The sequence below is a fragment of the Dyadobacter soli genome, from assembly GCF_900101885.1.
Lineage (GTDB): Bacteria > Bacteroidota > Bacteroidia > Cytophagales > Spirosomataceae > Dyadobacter > Dyadobacter soli.
The window spans coordinates 1-18,274 of the sequence record NZ_FNAN01000039.1 but is presented as its reverse complement, the minus strand read 5'-3'; the positions used below and the strand labels follow the sequence as shown (position 1 = coordinate 18,274).

At 50.0% G+C, this 18,274-nt stretch carries 13 protein-coding genes; 5 read left to right on the top strand and 8 right to left on the bottom strand.

All coding sequences use genetic code 11. From position 1 onward, the window contains the following. Window positions 1-84: 84 nt before the first annotated feature. Window positions 85-975, bottom strand: coding sequence for an EamA family transporter (locus BLQ88_RS35950; RefSeq protein ID WP_090157847.1), 891 nt, complete (start codon window positions 973-975; stop codon window positions 85-87). A 17-nt stretch (window positions 976-992) separates the two neighbouring features. Beyond that, window positions 993-3,005, bottom strand: a complete 2,013-nt coding sequence (locus BLQ88_RS35945) for a S9 family peptidase (protein WP_090157846.1) — start codon at window positions 3,003-3,005, stop codon at window positions 993-995. A gap of 189 nt (window positions 3,006-3,194) precedes the next feature. Here BLQ88_RS35945 and BLQ88_RS35940 point away from each other — a divergent pair, with 189 nt between their 5' ends. The 4 genes from BLQ88_RS35940 (at window position 3,195) to BLQ88_RS35925 (ending at window position 8,316) form a co-directional block, all read left to right on the top strand. Continuing rightward, a complete protein-coding gene (locus tag BLQ88_RS35940; protein WP_090157845.1) occupies window positions 3,195-4,349 on the top strand; it encodes an AgaS family sugar isomerase in 1,155 nt (384 codons plus the stop codon). A 2-nt stretch (window positions 4,350-4,351) separates the two neighbouring features. Then, window positions 4,352-5,305 (top strand): carbohydrate kinase family protein, encoded by a 954-nt coding sequence (locus tag BLQ88_RS35935; protein ID WP_229213013.1) that lies wholly within the window; start codon window positions 4,352-4,354, stop codon window positions 5,303-5,305. Beyond that, on the top strand, window positions 5,302-6,126 hold the full coding sequence (locus BLQ88_RS35930; RefSeq protein ID WP_090157843.1) for a class II fructose-bisphosphate aldolase: 825 nt from the start codon (window positions 5,302-5,304) through the stop codon (window positions 6,124-6,126). Before BLQ88_RS35935 ends, BLQ88_RS35930 begins: the two co-directional genes overlap by 4 nt. A 108-nt stretch (window positions 6,127-6,234) precedes the next feature. Then, the gene (locus tag BLQ88_RS35925) at window positions 6,235-8,316 is read left to right on the top strand and encodes a PKD domain-containing protein (RefSeq protein WP_176885209.1); all 2,082 of its coding nucleotides are present in this window, start codon (window positions 6,235-6,237) and stop codon (window positions 8,314-8,316) included. A gap of 109 nt (window positions 8,317-8,425) precedes the next feature. Here BLQ88_RS35925 and BLQ88_RS35920 read toward each other — a convergent pair whose 3' ends face one another. From BLQ88_RS35920 to BLQ88_RS35895, 6 genes are all read right to left on the bottom strand, one after another. Continuing rightward, window positions 8,426-10,345: a T9SS type A sorting domain-containing protein gene (locus BLQ88_RS35920; RefSeq protein ID WP_090157841.1), complete on the bottom strand. Its 1,920-nt coding sequence runs from the start codon at window positions 10,343-10,345 to the stop codon at window positions 8,426-8,428. Between the two features lie 687 nt (window positions 10,346-11,032). Then, the gene (locus BLQ88_RS35915; RefSeq protein ID WP_090157840.1) at window positions 11,033-13,315 is read right to left on the bottom strand and encodes a histidine kinase dimerization/phosphoacceptor domain -containing protein; all 2,283 of its coding nucleotides are present in this window, start codon (window positions 13,313-13,315) and stop codon (window positions 11,033-11,035) included. Between the two features lie 501 nt (window positions 13,316-13,816). Then, a complete protein-coding gene (locus BLQ88_RS35910; protein ID WP_143017023.1) occupies window positions 13,817-14,539 on the bottom strand; it encodes a pirin family protein in 723 nt (240 codons plus the stop codon). Window positions 14,540-14,748: 209 nt separating this feature from the next. Next, on the bottom strand, window positions 14,749-15,606 hold the full coding sequence (locus BLQ88_RS35905; protein WP_143017022.1) for an MBL fold metallo-hydrolase: 858 nt from the start codon (window positions 15,604-15,606) through the stop codon (window positions 14,749-14,751). 217 nt (window positions 15,607-15,823) lie between these two features. Then, a complete protein-coding gene (locus BLQ88_RS35900; protein ID WP_090157837.1) occupies window positions 15,824-16,654 on the bottom strand; it encodes an AraC family transcriptional regulator in 831 nt (276 codons plus the stop codon). A gap of 3 nt (window positions 16,655-16,657) precedes the next feature. After that, complete coding sequence (locus tag BLQ88_RS35895; protein ID WP_090157836.1) at window positions 16,658-17,452, bottom strand: AraC family transcriptional regulator; 795 nt, start codon at window positions 17,450-17,452, stop codon at window positions 16,658-16,660. Between the two features lie 240 nt (window positions 17,453-17,692). Between BLQ88_RS35895 and BLQ88_RS35890 the strand changes: the two genes are divergently transcribed. Continuing rightward, window positions 17,693-18,271, top strand: coding sequence for a TetR/AcrR family transcriptional regulator (locus tag BLQ88_RS35890; protein ID WP_090157835.1), 579 nt, complete (start codon window positions 17,693-17,695; stop codon window positions 18,269-18,271). Window positions 18,272-18,274: the final 3 nt, after the last annotated feature.

Here is an 18,274-nt window from a genome sequence, read left to right as displayed (position 1 = left end):
TGGTTTTTGAATGCTAATGTAAAGAAAATCTGTAAAAGATATAATTTGAAAGTAAATTATTTTCGAATCATTTCTTTTATTGGTTTATTTTAAATCATGCACTTCTTCAAAACCCATCAGCAATGCGGAAACAATGGCGAGCGCAATGCCGGCGATGATAACCGGATGTGGAATGGTTTGATACAATGCCAGGGATAAGGCCACCGTGAGAACGGGTGAAAGGGCTGTCGTAATGGGGGCAATAATGATCGCTTTCCCGTAACGGAATGCATATACCAGGCATAATGCCCCGAATGCATTGAGCGACTGGATGATCGCCGACAAATATGGCCCTTTGAAACCCCAGTGGATCGGCTGGCCGAAGTCGGTCATGACCAATGCCAGCGGAATGAGCATGACAGAGGTCGACATCATGTAAAAATACAGGCTCTCGGCCGACATGATCTCATTGGCAAACCGCATCACGTAGCCCTGCGCGCCCCAGGCGAGCAGCGGAATGGCCGTCAGCAGCATCCACGTGTACCCGCTCACCTGCGTCGCCCCGGCGGGTTGGTAGGAGAGGATAAAAATCGAAACCAATGCCAGTCCTACGCCAATCCAGCCCATTTTACCCGTTTTTTCGTGCAGCAGGAGTACGGCCATAAGAATGGTGACGACGGGCGTAAGCGAAAGCAGCGGAAAAACGAGGTAGGCCGGTGCAATGCGAAGCACGAAGAAAAGTACCAGCTGTCCACCAGCGCCCAAAAGTCCCGCCAAGCCGCCCCAAAGCATCGCTTTCCGGTTGAAATCGAGTTTCCAGCCTTTCATTTTTAATGCACACAGCGCGGCGGGAACCATCGTAAGCGCCCACACCACATAGCCCAGCGTGGCGGGGAAGCCGGCTTTTTCAGGTATTTCAATCACCGCACCCCATATACCGATGAACAGGACATGAATAATTACAAAAATCAACCAACTGTTTGTACGACTGCCCATTAGGTTTTTATTCGTCTTTATAAATGAATGTAAGCGCTAAACCATGCGATCATGCGGCGGCAGAGATCGGCTTTGTTGCGTGGGCTCAGTTCCGGCCGCCAGCCGTGGCCTTCACCCGTGTATTGGACGAGCATGGTATCGACGCCCTTCTTTTTAAGCGCGATGTACATTTCTTCCGCCTGCGAAAACGGTACTTCATTGTCCGTTTCGCCGTGCAGCAGCAGCGTGGGCGTGGTGGCGCGGGCCACATTTCGCAGCGGCGACCATTTCCATAACAGATCAAACCGATCGAAAGCCCGCCCGCCGAATTCGGATTCCATCAATGAATGGTATAATGAAGTGCCCGCAAAACTGACAAGGTTGCTTAGGCCGCCGTCCGTAACGGCCGCCTTGAAACGCGTCGTTTGGGTAATGATCCAGTTGGTCATAAAGCCGCCGTAACTTTGCCCGGTAACGCCAAGCCTTTCGGCATCCAGCCATGGGTTTAGGCTTAAAATGTAATCTACGCCAGCCATTAAATCCTGGTAATCGCCGCCGCCCCAATCCATGAGCGTGCCGTTTGAAAAGGCTTGCCCGTAACCGTGGCTGCCCCGGGGATTGATGTACACGACCGCGTAGCCTGCCTGCGAAAGCAAATGGAAACGCTCGTCGAAATCATGTCCGAACATGTTGTGCGGCCCGCCGTGGATGACGAGGATCAGCGGGTGCTTTTGGGACGGATTGAATGCCACCGGCTTCATCAGCCAGCCTTGCACCTGCGTGCCGTCGAAGCTCACATACCAGAATGTATCAGCCGCTTGCAGCGTTTTCGTCGCCAGCCATGCCGCATTTTCCTGCGTGATCGGTGTGATTGTCGCGCCCTGGTGTTTGGTTTGAAAAAGCTCCGGCGGGAAGGCTGTGCCGGATTTTACAAACACCATATCCTCGCCCTGCGCAGTCAGGCAAAACTCTGAAATGCAACCATTGCCCGTCAATACTATTTCAATGCGGTTATTTTCAATGCTTACCCGGTACACCGACGTGTCGCCCCGGTCGCCTGCGGTGAAGTAAATGGACTTTCCCGACGGATGCCAGCGGATGTGTTCGATCCTGCGGTCCAACGAATGGGTCAGGTAGCGAATAGGCCCGCCATGCGAGGGGATCAATGCAATGTGTGTGTCTTCGGCCGGGCTGTCGTTGGTGCCGATCTGCCCCGCCGTTGTCAGGAATGCTATATGCGTGCCATCCGCCGACCAGGCCGGCTGGTAGGCGAGTCCTTGATGATCAGAAAATTGAGTGATTATTTTGGATTGAATGTCGATTTTCCAAATCTCGCTTTGCTGCATATCGTCGGGCCGGTCGGATCGGTTACTGACGAATGCAATGTGCCTTCCGTCGGGCGACCAGGTGATGGAATGTTCGTTGAATGGCCCGGATGTGAGCGGTTCCGGGGTGCCGCCTGCTGCCGGGATAAGGTAAATGTGCGTCTGCGCGCGATCGGCATAGGTGTGCCTGCCACGCCCGCCTTTGGATTTGTAAAGCAGGTCGTCGATCACACGCACAGCCGGGGCCGGTGCTTCCGCGGCGTCGGCGCTTACGAATGCAATGAAACGGCCGTCCGGCGACCAGATGCAATTATTAAGTGCCAGATGGTTGATAAAATAAGTGGATTCCAGCCGCTTCGTTAAGAACCGGCTGGTGGCCGTGCTTACTGTATATATATGTAGTTCGCCGTCTTCGGTTTCGTAAAGCAGCTCCCGTCCGTCGGGCGACCAGGCGTGTGCGGTGCCGCGGGCAATGGTCCGATGAGCGGCGCTTTCGGTACTGGTTATGGGCGAGGTGCTCCCGGTCAGGTCCGTTGGGTTGGAAGGTTGCGTTAATGTCAGCATAATCAGCCCGTACCGTTCGTCGGCATCGCAGTCGGCTACGGCCACGTGGTAGGCGAGGTGGCGGTCGTCGGGCGACAAGAGCGGCGTGCCCACCTTTCGGATTTTACACAAATCTTCGATAGTAAGTCCCTCGGGCGCGGCCTTCTGTTCTGTCGGGGTCATAAATGCGGGGTAGGATGCGGTAGTCGCATTAAAATACACTAAAATATTTCTCGCAAGATAGGGGTAAGATTAAATAAATTAAAAGAAAGGTTTAGTAATATTTTTAACTTTCGTTTTATGATGTTTAATTTGAATCGCCATTGATCTTACTTTCAATATTTTTAATTACCACCCTCTCAATTTGCGGGAATGATACAAATCAAAAATGGGACGGATGAGCCCGAAACCAGCGGAAACATACACACGCGAAGAGAAATATGGTCGCAGCCGGCGCTGTGGGAGGAAGTTTATCATCTGATCAGCGGGCAAAGTGCCGCGATCACGGACTTTTTGAAGCCGGTTTTGCAAAAGGAAGACCTGCGGGTGATTCTCACCGGCGCAGGCACCTCGGGTTTTATCGGCATTGCCGCGCAGGAAACCTTGCAGCAAATCTGGCGTCGGCCCGTGCAAGCAGTGGCGACCACGGAGATTGTCACCCAACCCGGCGCGGTCTTTATCCGGCCGGTACCCACGCTGCTCATTTCATTTGCACGGTCGGGGGATAGTCCCGAAAGCATGGAAACGGTGAGGCTGGCTGATGCTTCTTGCGACGAGGTTTACCATCTGATCGTCACGTGCAACGGGCAAGGATCGCTGGCTGTAACGGCCGGGAGCAACCCGGAAAAATGCTTTTGCATTGTATTGCCTGAGGCATCCAACGATAAAAGCCTGGCCATGACGAGCAGTTTTACCTGCATGCTACTCAGCGTGCTGCTGGTCGCGAACATAGAATCCCTGGAACGCGAGTTTCCCAAAGTGCAGCGCGTCGTCGAACAGGGAAAACTGATTTTAGAAAGCCAATTTCTTCTCGAAAACCTGGTAATGAAAGATTTTGAGCGGGTCGTGTTCCTGGGGTCGGGCGAAATGCTGGGCATTGCCCGGGAATGCCATTTGAAATTACTGGAACTCACGGACGGAAAGCAGGTATGTATGTCGGATTCCTTCCTCGGTTTCAGGCACGGGCCGCGGGTTTTTGTAAATGAAAATACCCTGATCGTGTACCTGTTTTCAAGAAACCCGCACGTGATGCGCTACGAGCGCGACCTTGCATGGGAAATTGCACGGGATGCGCGGGCTATCGAATCGCTGCAAATAGGCGGCGTGGAGGAACTGGCATTGCCTCACAGCAGCCACATCGCGCCGGACATTGACCCCGAAAATGCATATCAGACGGTCGCCGCAACCCTCGTCGGGCAGTTGCTCGGCTATTACAGCGCCCTGCATGCGGGTACCAACCCGGACAATCCTTCCGCTTCGGGGTCGATCAGCAGGGTGGTGCAGGGGGTGAACATTTATCAGCAATGACCATGTCAAACGGAAAACTACTGGTCGTAGGAGAACTCAACGTCGACCTTATATTAAACAAGATCCACACATTCCCGCAGCTGGGCAAAGAGACGCTCGCGGACGAAATGAACTTGTGCCTCGGGAGCTCTTCGGCCATTATGGCTGCCAACAGCGCCGCGCTGGGCGTCGATACCACGTTTTGCGGCGTGGTAGGCGACGACGATTTCGGTGATTTCATGCTGCGCGAGCTGCAAAAGAAATCGGTCCGCTGCGAGCATGTCAGGAAAATCGAGGGCCAGAAAACGGGGTGCACTTTTGTGATGAATTACGGCCAGGACCGCGCCAATGTGACGTTCCCCGGCGCTATGCATGCATTGACCATGCACGATATCCCATTTGCCGGGCCATCGGAATACCAGCATCTGCATTTATCGAGCGTTTTCCTCCAACAAGGCATTCTCAAAGACATCGAGCAGCTGCTGATCAGCGCCAAAGCCTCCGGCATGACTACCTCGCTCGACCTGCAATGGGACCCGGCCGAGCGATGGGCGTTCGACTATGCCCGCTGCCTGCCTTATGTGGATGTTTTTATGCCCAACGAATCGGAATTGCGAGCATTGACGGGCGCCGATTCGGTGCATGATGCGATTGAGGAAATACGCCCTTACCTGAACACGCTCGCCCTGAAAATGGGCGGGAAAGGCAGCTTGGGCGTGCGCGAAGGCCAGCAGGTGATGGTCCCGGCTTTCAAATGGAAACAGTTTGTGGACGCGATCGGCGCGGGCGATTCTTTTAATGCAGGGTTTATCCGGCAATACATGGCCGGCGCAGACCTGGAAGACTGCCTGCGCGAGGGTAACCTCATGGGCGCGCTCAACACCACTGCCGCAGGGGGAACCGGTGCATTCGGTGACCTCCACCAGCTAAGCGAACATATACAAGAACTCTGGGGAATTGAATTAAGCCTTCCATGAAACTGAAAGAGAAACTAAGGCATTTGACGCAGCTCAAAAAAGGCCTGCTCGCTACCAATTACTACGACCTGGAAACCCTGCACGGCGTGTTGCAGGCGGCTGCGGACACGAAACAGCCGGTGATCCTGCAACTGACGCAAAGCTCGATCGATTACATGGGCCTGAAAACGGCCGTTAACCTCGGACGCAACGGGCTGGAAGAGTTCGGCGTGGAAGGCTGGATCCACCTCGACCATGGCGGATCATTAGCGCTCGTGCAGCGTTGCCTCGATGCCGGTTTCGATTCGGTGATGATCGATGGGAGCGAGTTGCCGTTTGAAGACAATGTGCGTTTGACCCGCGAAGTGGTCGAACGCGCCCAACGGTACGATGTACACGTGGAAGCCGAGCTTGGTTATGTGGCCAAACTGGGGCAGTCACACGAGAGTACCGGCTTCACCCAACCCGACGAAGCGGCTGCATTTGTGGCAGAGACGGGCGTGGATGCATTGGCGGTGGCCATCGGCACGGCGCACGGATTCTATAAGCAGGAGCCCAGACTGGACATTGACCTACTCCGCCGGATTGCGGAAAAAACAACGGCTACGCTCGTGTTGCACGGCAGCTCGGGCGTCCCGCACGACCAGGTGCAGCGCGCCATTTCAAACGGGATCTGCAAGGTGAACCTGGCTACCGAAATCAAAAACATTTTCATGGCATCCCTGAAAACCGAACTCACCTACAACCAGGATATCGACCTCCGTAAGGTGTTTCCAAAGGCCACCTGCAAGATTACCGAACTGGTGAGGGCCAAGCTTGAAATGGTCGAAAACGTGGCATAATACATCAAAAAGCAAACTATCTTGAAGGTCAGTCAAAATCCATTTGTCCGGGCAATCCGGATTTCTTGGCCTGTTGCCGTGTTCCTGCTGATAACGGCCATGCCGGCAATGGCGGAAACCATTCGCCGCAAGGCAAAAACGACGCTGACGCCCATTGAAATGAACAGGGACGATACGTTGAAGTTCACGCTCATGAACGGTCAGGTGCGGACGATGGTGTTGCAGGAAATTTCATCCGATATCATCATCACCAACCTGGGGAAACTCAGGGAAAATCAGCCGGGCGGCGCTACGCTCTACCATTTCACCTGCCAGGTTCTCATAGACGGCCATCCGATGAAAATGGAACGGTATGTTGGGGCGCAGGAGAGCTTCTACGAGCCTTATGTCATCAATGGCATGCGGATTTGGTTCGATGGCGTGAACACCATCGGACAAATTATCAAAGACGAGCATGGCGGAAAAAGCAGCGAATCGGTACCCAAAAAGCACGCGCGGTTTGCGGTGGCGGACATGAGTCGGCGGATCGTACCGTCGGCGCTTTACCCGATGTTTCCCATGACCGAAAACCGCCTCCGCATTTCGAACAGCTACAATGCGGACGACTGCTGGATGGGTGCTTACAACGGTTTTGAACTACACGGCGGCCTGGATCTCAACACGCCGGCCGGCACCCCGCATTTTGCACCCTTCCCGATCGACGACCACTATTTCCTATTCAGCCTGGAAAAAGGCGATAACAACAACCGCTGGCGGGGCATTCACACCTGGGAAAACGGCGACCGGTGGAGCATTCAGAATCACCATATGCTAAACCTGCGCATGCCGGAACATACGCCCATTCAAGCAGGCGGGCATTACTCCGACGGGTCGGGCGTGCATGTCGGCGATCATAACCATTCCCATTTTGTATTTCGGGTAAAAACAAAAGAAGATAGTGCGGACGTCCTGCTCGATCCGTGGATCATTTTCTGGCAGACATTCGAAGATAACCGGGAACGGGCCGCTGAAACGAAGGCGGTCATCGCGCCGTTCCGGCCAGGTAAAACGGGCCAGCCGCTGGCATTCCAGGGCGGGCAATCGCGGAACGGGTACCAAAGCTCAGGCCACGGGCTGCATTACTACTGGACATTTGGCGACGGCAGCATCGCCATCGAGAAGAACCCGAAACACATTTTTACCAAACCCGGCATTTATCCTGTAACCCTGCTGGTGGATGACGGCGTTACACGGAGTAGTTTTACGCAGCACATCACCATCGATGAAGCAGCACCAAAGCGCCAGGCTAGTCCCGCGCTTGCATTGGCTTGCGACGAGGAACCATCGTTCCGCATCCGGCCCGCGCACGTGATGGACGTGTATGCGCACGGACGAAATCCCATTCCGAATACCGTCCACTTTCTTGCCCGGCCGACTAGGGCACGGCCCAATGCAAAGCTAGTCGCGCTAATTAACCGTGGCAATGGTGTTTTAAGTAAAATCAATGCACCGGTTGTCGAATACGGTCGGGGAAAGGGCTGGCTGAGCTTGCAAGCGGAAGGGCAGGGGAATGCGCAGCAAATCCGGGTTTCCGTCGATGCTACCGGACTTCCTGCGGGCGTTTACACCGCGCGCGTGAAGGTGGAGGCGCCGGGTGGTAACCTTGCGGCTGAGCATTTCCATGTGTCCCTGACCATTCCTACTTACCCGCCCGCGCACAATGAAACCGGGAATCTGAAACGGGAGATCGTCGATAATGCGGACGTGCGCGAAAACCGGTTTTACAGCACCCCGTATTTTTGGGTAGCGCCGGAATTTAAAAGATGGAAAGAAAAAGGCTTCCGTGATTTGTACCTCACCAATGGCGGCCGTGGTGCCGCGGGGGAGTTTGCCCGGTTCCGCCCCGATCTTGCGGCTGGCACTTACGAACTCGTCTTTGCCGAACAAACGCCCTTCGACCCGCAGCGCAGGGCAACAGCAGGCGATCAAAAATATCCGGTCGATCACCGGCTGAATGCCGCGCCGCGTTTCAAGGTGCGGGTTCATTCCAAAAGCGGGACCAAGGAAGTGTGGGTGAAACCTGCCGAATCGCTTTCCATCGGAAAATTCGATTTTTGGGAAGGAATGGACGGCTATGTCGATATCCTGAGCGAAGGCTCCGTAGGGCAGGTGCTGGTTGATGCGATCATTTTCCGGAAGGTTGAGCAGTAATTCGAAGCATTGACCAAGTCCAAAAACTTTTAAGCGAACATCTGACAATGGAACATTTGATGAAAATCAGCTACTGCGAAGATCTTCTTGAAAAGTGGCACTTGGTTACTCAATTCTTGATAATTACCTTATGATTAGAAACACTACCATCTTGTGCGGTGATTTCAAGGATGTAAATACCGTCGGTCAAATGCCCTGTGTCGATTCCATCGGCTTTCAATTTGGGGATTTCCAAAATCAGTTGGCTCGATGCGGACAGGAGCCTGGCACTTTGGGCACGTATCAGGATGGCATGATCAACCTTTAAGCGACCAACCACAGGATTAGGGTACACAAAGTTGGCCGAAACTTCATCGAATGATACATTTTGTATCTGGCTGTAAGCGTAGGTTTCGTCGTTATCAACCATTTTTAACCTGTACAGATTATTCGTGCCCATTACCGGGTCCTGATGCTTGAAACCATAATGCACAACATCGGAGCTTGCTACGGACGCCCGGACGGTGCCGACCATTTTCCAGTGCTTGCCGTCCAGGCTATGTTCGATCTCGAATCGGTCGCTTCTGAGTTCGGACGTGGTCGCCCAATTGAGCTGCGCGGTTTTTTCTTCCTTACGAACATCAAAATGTGAGAGTGTGACCGGTAGAGGCCCCTCCGACGAGAGCTTAACCACCCAGAAGTCGTCGTCACCAAAAGCGTTTTGAGATTTGTCTTGTCCGGCCGGGGATAAAGATCGCCCCCCTGCGATAAAGCCGTCGTCTGAAGTTGGCCGAAGGCACACCATCAAATCCGCCAGAGTCCCCCCAAAAATGCGGTCCCATAACCGGGTTCCATCTGCCCGCAACCGAATAATCCAGAAATCATTCCCGCCTTTCGAGCTCTGAGTTTTCCGCGGTCCGATGTCCGACCAGGAATATCCTCCCAAAATATAACCACCGTCGGGCATTTGAAATACCGAAGCACACCCATCAGCACCCGTACCACCAAAGGTTTTTTCCCACTGAATTGTGCCGCCGGAAGACATCTTGACAATCCAGAACTCGCCGTTGCCCAAAGCCGGACCGGTCCTGTCTCCTCCTGGCAGAGACATAGAGCTACCTCCCAGCAAGAATCCGCCGTCCGAGGTCTGACACATGCTATATAAATATTCGCTCAACGCGCCCCCGACAGTCCTATCCCATTGAATGCTGCCACCGGCGGTCAACTTAATGGCCCAGTAATCCTCCTCCCCCCGTGAGCTGCTCGTTTTATTTCCGCTCACACCCGACCACGTCCAGCCGGCTACTACATACCCACCATTCAAAGCCTTCTGCACGCTGACCGCCGTCTCATAATCAGACCCTCCAAGTGTAATATCCCATTGAACAAGGCCATTTGCATCGAGCTTTACAACCCAGATATCCATAGATCCGTATGTGGGAGTGGTCTTGTCCGCGCCAACACCCGACTGCGTGGTGCTCGCCAGGATCATGCCGCCATCACTGGTCATTTCGAAACTTTCGAGTACATCATCCGCAGGGCCACCAATGGTTCGGTCCCAAAGTTTGACCCCGTCGGCAGAAAGTTTCACGATCCATAAGTCCTGTCCTCCCTTCGAATTTGCCGTTTTGTCCCCTCCTGCATTGGCCGCGGAATTGCCGCCCACTATGTAACTTCCATCGGGTTCTTCTACTACGCCTCCGAAATCTTCAAGACCGCTCCCAAGCATTTTCTCCCATTGCTTGGTACCATCGGAGGTAAGTTTCACGATCCGAATGTTCTGCGACCCAACTACTCCGGTAGCCATATCTCCACTTAGAGGAGATCTTGTGATGCCTCCGAAAATATAGCCCCCGTCGCTGGTCTGGCGAATGTCGCCCATCTGCTCGTAATCACTTCCTCCGAAGGTCTTATCCCATTCCTTCGTTGGCTGGGCATTTACCCGAGTTTGGAGGAAGCAGCATATCAAAAGGAAAATAAGCCCGCGCCAACTGTGGGGGAAGGATCTGAAAATCCGGCGCTCAATAAGAATGGTAGAATTTGCTTGCATGGTTTAGGAGATTGGAATGAATTAGCGGTAAATAAGCGTAAGTTAAACAATTTTGAATCAATTGGTTACATCTAATTGTCTCAGCATGAATTCGAAACTGACAGCTTACTAGTCATTGAACAATCTTTCAAACCTAAACCTATAACCGTTTGAGCTCCTCCCAGGTCTTCTGACGGCTGAAAGTAGCGTTTTCGATGCATAAACCTCTTTGAACTGTCGGATATCACTTATCAGTAAATCAGTCACAGTTCTCAAAGGCCAAACGGCTATCGATTGGAACAAAGTTGGACTTGAAGCAGGAATAATATTATTTCCAACTGAATACCTGGCGAGCAGCGGCATCGTATGCATAACTTGCAGTTATGTTAAGCAACATCGGCTTCTATCATGAGGCGTTTTACCTAAAAAACTTAAAAATTCTCAGTCGTTTAACTATAAGTTTCAAGCGACAGTAGATATTCGAAATACGTTCACTATCAGCATGACTTCAGGTGTAGCACATATGTCTAGCCTCTTTACTGCCAACCAAGAAACGGTTCTCCAACATTAGAGGGCTAAGCAGGTCGAGCCAGTCCTCAAATTCCTGCTCGGTTGGTTCGGCCTATGGCTCGTTGTACAATTCAGATAACACGCTTTAAACCTGGTAACTCAACGCTTAGGCTTCTCGCTCATCCTCGAGCCCTCTTTCTAATATAATGTCGAGCTTAAAGAAGCATGCTGAGCTGTATCCTTTTCTTCGGTAATGTATTTGAAATCGACTTGAATTGTAGTTCCTCCTTTATTCTCAATGACTAAATTGCCACCTAGCTCTTCACTTAGTCCCTTAATGAGTGTTAGACCAAATGAACTAATGTTATGTTGTTCAAAGTCCTGAGCCATGCCAATACCATTATCCGAAATAATCAGTAAAAAATTTTGGGTACTTTTTTGTTTAAATACCACATCAATGTTTCCAGGCCGCCCATCTGGAAAGGCATATTTCAAAGAATTAATGATCGCCTCATTCAATATTAGGCCCAAAGGTATAGAATGACTAATATTCATCTCCAACTGTTGGATATCTAAGTTGAATGTGACCTGTGAGTTGGTCTGAAAACTGTCCCTGAGATACTCCACCAATTCATGGATGTATGGGGAGATGTCAATTGAAGAGAGATTGTCCGACTGGTACAACTTCTGATGGATCAAAGACATAGAATGGATGCGATGCTCGCTTTCTGATAGCGCCATTTTCGCCTCGTCGCCTTTCAAAAACTCGGATTGGCTTTCAAGTAGCCCTACAATCATGTGCAGGTTGTTTTTTACCCGATGGTGTATCTCCTTCATCAACCATTCCTTTTCAGTCAACAGTCGTTCAAGTAAGGCATTCTTTTTATTAATCTCTTCCTGCCGGAGGGAAATGTCTTTATTATTTTTCTTTACCAGCTTGTAGCCGTAAATCAAAAGCCCAGTAATGACAAGCAGCAAAGCAATACCGACGAACATGATAATATTGATGAGCGACGCCTGATGTAGCATCTTTTGTTGGAGCGCCGACTCTTTTTTAAGCTGCGAAATCTTTTCCTCTTTTATTTCCGTCTCGTATACTACTTCCAGTTTACTGATCAGCTTGGTTTTATTCTCATTAAATACAGAGTCCTTAAGCGCACTATATTTTTGATAATGTGCGAGTGCAGAAAGATAATTGTGATTTGCTGAATCCAGGGTAGATTGCCAGAAATCGTTCATGTACGTGAGTTCTTTCGAGTTTGAGTTGATAGCGAGTATCTTATGAATTTTAACTAATTTTTTAGCTGATTCATAATCGGCTTTGGCCAAATAATATTGGATCAGGGTCAGGTATATCCTTTCCTTTACTGCGCTTTGCTCAACTGAATTCTCAACAATTTTAAGAAGTTCATTTGCATATTTGGTTGCTTTATTATATTGTTTTATCTCGCAATAAAGTTGTACATAAGCCCGGTTAATCCAATATCTTTGACGTAATTCTTTCAATGGAAAACCTATGCTAATACTATCTAAAAAACGCAAAGCATCTTGATACTTTTGCAACCTTACAAGTGAACTGGCTTGGTTAGCGGCAATGATGTGAACTGTTGTTGTGTCCTTAAATTTTTTTGCGATCTCTAAGCCTTCTACAAAGTTTTTGCTGGCATTTTTATATTCACCCAATGAAAACTGTAAGAGTCCTACCCGATTGTAGTATGTTGCAATCGGAAGGGAGGTGTCGTTTAGGGAACGGGCCGTGCGCAAGCACATTATTCCATATTTGATACCCTCATCAGGCATTCCTAATATCTTATAAACTATCCCTAAGAGATCGTAAACGGCCATTAACTTTCGATATCCAATAGATTGGTAGGTATGTAGTGACTGTTTTAGATAGGTTAAGGCGGACTGGTCATCGCCATGTATCATGTAAAGCTCTCCAATTGCCATCAGGACATCACCCGCTTTCAAAGTGAACCTTCCGGACCGGAATGCATCCAGTGATTTTTTAAAGTAATTAATCCGGCCTTCGATCTCAGAATCGGAAAGGGAATAGAACCCGCCTTGCCGGTAATAGCTTTCTCCCAGCATTGCATAATTCTTTTGCTTGATAAATATGCTGATTGCCTTCTGATTAGCCTGTTTTGCGTTTTCCGGAAGATCGAACAACTTTAAAATTGCCGCCTGCTGGAAGTAGGCCAGCGCCAGGCCCTTATTGAAGTGCAGGGTTGCAGCAAGTTTTTCGGCGGCCTTACTGTAAAGGCGGGCGCTATCTAATTCCTTGGCATTCCGGCCTTCCCGGTAATAGTATTGGTCGCTTAACTGAACATATAATATCACCCTGCTTGTATCAGCACGACTGCTTTTGAGTTTTGCCAGAATTGGCGCAGTGTCCTTGGGGGTAAATGGTCCGAGGTAATCAGCGTAGGAACTGAAAGCTAGGAATAGTAAAGCGACAATTGGTGTCAGGATTTTAACCATAGCAGAACAAAGGTTTACAAGAAAAGCGTCAGAAAGTGTAGCAGCATTTTTTTGCAAGAATAAACCTGAAACACTCCATAAAGCGAGACACTCTAAATATCCACATAAAATACTTAACTACCTGTTACCTTGCTGGTTTTCAGCGCTATCGTTGCGGAGCATCGTGTTAGCTGAACTGGTCTCCTGCCTAGGGGGCAGATAGCACGTATAACTACCGGTTATGTTAATTTGCATTAATTGCCAAGCTGAATGATCGACCAATCTGATAACCCTTAGCAGGCAGTACCGCAGGTCAACAACGTAAAAGAAGATACCCGACGGATATCTTCTTTTGTCAATAACCCAGGCTGCACAGCAGCCCTGTTACCCACAACAACTGTACTTATTCCGACCTTCCGGCCAAATTGCAAGTTCGACGAAACAGAATGACAACTTTAAATCCAAGCTGTCGGTAAAGATTTTTGAAAATTGGGTTCCTCAAACTTCATCAATTCCTTCCGGCTAGATCGGAAGCACGAACACCCGCGTCTCAAAAGCCTTAGACGAACCTTCGTCGTCGCGATCACATTGCATTGGAGGCTGCGCCCGCGATTTATCCGCTGAATTTGAAGGAATTGAATGACTACCATGCAATGGTTGGTAAATAACGAGAATAGCCCGACTGTCTTCTTGTGCGGTTATTACGACCACTTCTGGCTGGCAGGAACTGCCAACGCTCATCGCGTTACCGGCAACCAGTCGCCAAGAAGCGTAAAATAACGACAAATCAATTCTTCCAACTATCACATATAAAACCGCGTTACAACCGGCCGCCAATTGGAAATGACAAGTACTGGATTTGTCAATGGACACATCTATCAATGTCAACCGGCCATTTGGCATTGCCATACTAGCCCCGTGATTTGTGGCGCCGATCAGAACTCTCATTTTAGCGCCTTTTAAATCGATCAACGGTAACTGCTCTACTGACTGGTGTACGATCGACTCACCAGGCGGATTACAGATTAAATTCTGACTAGATACTAACAACAGTCCATGAACTATACCGCCCAGCGTGCTTACATGCCCCCTCATTTCTATCGGCTCGCTTGCCGAGCAAGTAACAAGGCCTCCTGGTGTTATTGGTCTTTGAAATCCGTTGGAAATCTGCATCGAAAACGGCGCAGAATCTTCAAAAAGATAGCATACGAACAGGGCCTGGTGAAACGAAATCGGGTTGGACATATCACCATCTAATTTGAATTCCTGAATCCCAATGATTGGTTCTATCACCCGTGTTAGATTCCTTGACAGCATGTTGGTCGAAGAGTACCTAGATAATGGTCCGCGTAAAGCGTCAAAAACGGGAGATACTTGAAGGTTTGTCATACGCAGCCATCTAATAGGTATATAATTGTTGCCGCACTTTTGCATGGGAACTGCATCTGAGCTAATTACTTGCCCGAATTTTGGCGACTGATATCCTTATACGCATTGGGGATGTTAAAGTTGAAGTGTAGCCACTCGAAGAGCTCGTATCCCCTGTTGAATTCCGGCATAACAACTTCTTTTTGGGTTTGGGCCAGGGAGTAGCCAGCATTCACAGCCTTGCGGACATTATCACGTAGACCCGAAACATAGTCTATCGTGAATTTGATACCCGCTTTGTTGGTAACCCTGCCGTGACCAGGCACTACGACGTCATTGTCACCCACCATATCGTAAATGCGTTTCAGGTTTGTCACCGGATCAAGAAAGTAGCCGTCAAATAGCCAGGGGATCGCAGGGCTTTCAGCTATAAATGGGTTGCCTACCCACCAAACAGTGCCCTGAGTTTGCGTAACTTTCACAAACAAGTCTGCCGGAGATTGGGCCGTACCTACATTAATGAGCTCGACAACGGTATTGTTACCCATATCCACTTTCATGCGCTGATTGGTGGGCACGGTCACATTTGCCGGGCGATGAACACTTTCCTCGATACCCCGTCCTGCGCCAAACAGTTTGATCATAAACTGCTTGATCGACTCATAGTTTTGAGTCAGGTTGGTATGGCAAAATTCGTTTTGTATGACAATGGCCTGCTCAGGTAACAGGTAATTCCCGAAACAATGATCGCCATGATCGCTCGTGTTGACGGCAAAAGCGATGGGTTTGGATGTGACAGACCGAACCAATTGGATTAGCTGATCGTACAGACGTTTGCTTAGCATCGTTTCAATCAACAAAACGCCCTTATCGCCGACGATGAAACCTGCCGTGGTCGCTTGCGGAATACCGCGTGAGGTTTCCGTTTCTGCTGTGGATGGCATGACAGCATAAACGTTGTCCGCGATTTTTTTTGCTTTGAGTGTTACCAGGTTTGCATCCCAGATCGGTATTTTGGGCGGCATAGCCATTTGTGCCTTAGTCTGAGAGGGCACAAAACAAGCGGCCCATAATATGATTGTTGCTGCTTTGCAAAAAGTAGAAGTTGTCATAGAAGTTGAGATTAGTTGTATTTATTACCTGGGCAGCCCGGCAACAGCGTCATATTTCCCCGCCGGTTGCCCGAAAACGTGAGAAGTTGTCGCCGGAAAAGGTTTTGAAAAACTTGCTAAAAGTGGAAGAATCTGCAAAACCGAGTTTGTCGGCAACCTGTCGGGCTGATGAATTGGTGCTGATTGCGTGCCGGCGGGCCTCTAAGAGTATTCTTTGCCGGATATGATGGCTGGCTGGGTAGCCCGAGATGCGCCGGACGACTTCTGACAGGTAACCCGGGCTGACAAATAATTCGGATGCATAGTCAGATACCCTTTTTCGTGAGCAAAAGTTGTTTTCTATTTGCTCCATAAAGGCACATACTATCCGGCTTTCCCTGGAAACGCAAGGCGGGGCGGCGGCGGCAGTACACCCCAGCAGATAAGATACCAACACAAGCAGCATCCCTTGCAAAATCTCACATGTGTATGCATCGCGACTTGCACATTCGGCAATCATCATATCGAACGTTTCTTGCAGTTCAGCATCTTGCGAGCTTTCTAAACACGCTGCCATAGGCCCCGTGGAGCGACTAAGCTCATTCAGGGCGCGCAGAATTCGTTCGCGGCCATTACCCAAAAATGATCTGTTGAAGGCTACATGGTAGCCACCTAGGGATATGGTTGGGTCAAGTTTGAAAACCTGGCCGGGAGCAATGCAGAAAATCATACCGGTTGAAACGATGTGGCGTTGCAGGTCAATCGATAGCAGTCCTTGACCGTGTTTCAGCCAGAAGATATGATAGTTATCAGACCTGGTTAGCGATGACCATTCCGGCCCCGATATCTTCTCTACGGCGGGCATATCGCTTACAGATGTCAATAGCGCTTTCACTTGCATGGGTTATATGACAAATGCCCTTTTGTAATCCGAATACGTAGTTCCTGCCCCTATGCGAAAAAACTTGCTGAAATGGGCCACATCCCCGAATTGGAGGTCGCTGGCTACCGTTTTCATGGGCAAATCGCTTGTAATTGCCGCTTTTTTTGCTTCGTATATGATGTGGTATTGGATGATCTGTCTTGCAGTCATACCTGACACCTTCCGCAAGGCTGTATTTAAAGTGGCCAGCCCTACCGACAATGCGGATGCATAATCTGTGACAGGCCGTCTGTTGAACTGATCAGCGGCAACCATTTTGTTAAACCGTGTAAAGACTCCCATCTCCCATGATTCAGCCGGAAGCTCACGCAGGGCATACGCTCGCCCAATGTATACGAGCAAGACTTTCACAAGGCCAAGAAGCTTTTGCTGGCCGTGCCAATTCGGCTCTGCATCTTCGATCCGGCTGATCAGGTTCACCAAGGTGCCTGCCAGACCAGCCCCCACCAGCATTCTGCACGTATATGCCTGTGAAGGGGCACAAAATGGGTGGATGTGTTGACAGCCTGCCAATAGTATTGCTTCCTCTTTCAGATAAAGGGATTGCACTATCTGTCCTCGGTCTTGTTCGGCATACGATTTCCTGCCCGGGGGAAAAACAGATACCTGAAAGTGATCGGTGCTTCCGGTAAGTATCTCAATAAAAATACTGAATATGCCCGGCGCATTTGACCGGTCAAGATCGGCATTTTGTGTAAAACCACTTTGGAGCACCAAAACTGGCGGAGCATTTAACGGGATCGGGGAATTTTGCATATTAGTTAGGGGTTAAGATCAGCGAATGCAAGTGTATGGATGGCAGCAACGTGCTGACATAAAGTAAAGAACTGCGCCCAAGATCTATATAGCTGATATGTAGATCTTTACGAATTTTTCCGTTTTTCTTTACAGTCGATATTTCGTTGTTTTCTATCAATCGAACGAGATATCGTCGATGGATTGCCGGGAACCAATCCCGCTGATGGTTGTTAATGTAATGAACGATACAAAACAGCAATGGCCCGACCAAAAAAATTCGACGAAGCTGCCGGCTTGCAAAAAGCCATGAATGTCTTTTGGAAGAAAGGTTATGCCGGTACGTCTATCTCCGACCTGACGACAAGTATGGAAATCAACGCGCCGAGCCTGTACGCGACCTACGGCGACAAGCATAAGTTGTTCGTTTCCGCCCTGCAAACGTATTTGCAATCCCAGCACGAATGGATGCGCCAGGCGGTGTTGGAGCAAAAGCCGGTGCGGGAAATCATCCGGTATCTGCTGGCGACGCTGATTGACGCCACTTTGGAAGATCCTGAACGCCGTGGCTGCTTCATGGTCAACACGATAACGGAAATGGCCAACCAGGATACGCAGGTGTTCAGGATCGCTGCCGACAATGAGCATCAGATTCGTTCGATCCTGGCAGATCTGATCCGCAAGGGACAGACGTCCGGCGAGATCGCTTCGGAGAAAGATGCAGAAATACTGGCGAGTTTCCTTTTCATCAACTTCATGGGTATCCGGGTGATTGCCGCTACGAACAGCGATAAAAAACATCTCCACAGCGCTCTGGACGCCATTCTTTCAGCCATCTAAAAA

Bases quoted from the DNA above. Each gene is read 5' to 3' on its own strand.
- BLQ88_RS35950 (WP_090157847.1), bottom strand. From the start codon at position 975: ATGGGCAGTCGTACAAACAGTTGGTTGATTTTTGTAATTATTCATGTC.
- BLQ88_RS35945 (WP_090157846.1), bottom strand. From the start codon at position 3,005: ATGACCCCGACAGAACAGAAGGCCGCGCCCGAGGGACTTACTATCGAA.
- BLQ88_RS35940 (WP_090157845.1), top strand. From the start codon at position 3,195: ATGATACAAATCAAAAATGGGACGGATGAGCCCGAAACCAGCGGAAAC.
- BLQ88_RS35935 (WP_229213013.1), top strand. From the start codon at position 4,352: ATGTCAAACGGAAAACTACTGGTCGTAGGAGAACTCAACGTCGACCTT.
- BLQ88_RS35930 (WP_090157843.1), top strand. From the start codon at position 5,302: ATGAAACTGAAAGAGAAACTAAGGCATTTGACGCAGCTCAAAAAAGGC.
- BLQ88_RS35925 (WP_176885209.1), top strand. From the start codon at position 6,235: ATGGCGGAAACCATTCGCCGCAAGGCAAAAACGACGCTGACGCCCATT.
- BLQ88_RS35920 (WP_090157841.1), bottom strand. From the start codon at position 10,345: ATGCAAGCAAATTCTACCATTCTTATTGAGCGCCGGATTTTCAGATCC.
- BLQ88_RS35915 (WP_090157840.1), bottom strand. From the start codon at position 13,315: ATGGTTAAAATCCTGACACCAATTGTCGCTTTACTATTCCTAGCTTTC.
- BLQ88_RS35910 (WP_143017023.1), bottom strand. From the start codon at position 14,539: ATGTCCAACCCGATTTCGTTTCACCAGGCCCTGTTCGTATGCTATCTT.
- BLQ88_RS35905 (WP_143017022.1), bottom strand. From the start codon at position 15,606: ATGCCATCCACAGCAGAAACGGAAACCTCACGCGGTATTCCGCAAGCG.
- BLQ88_RS35900 (WP_090157837.1), bottom strand. From the start codon at position 16,654: ATGCAAGTGAAAGCGCTATTGACATCTGTAAGCGATATGCCCGCCGTA.
- BLQ88_RS35895 (WP_090157836.1), bottom strand. From the start codon at position 17,452: ATGCAAAATTCCCCGATCCCGTTAAATGCTCCGCCAGTTTTGGTGCTC.
- BLQ88_RS35890 (WP_090157835.1), top strand. From the start codon at position 17,693: ATGGCCCGACCAAAAAAATTCGACGAAGCTGCCGGCTTGCAAAAAGCC.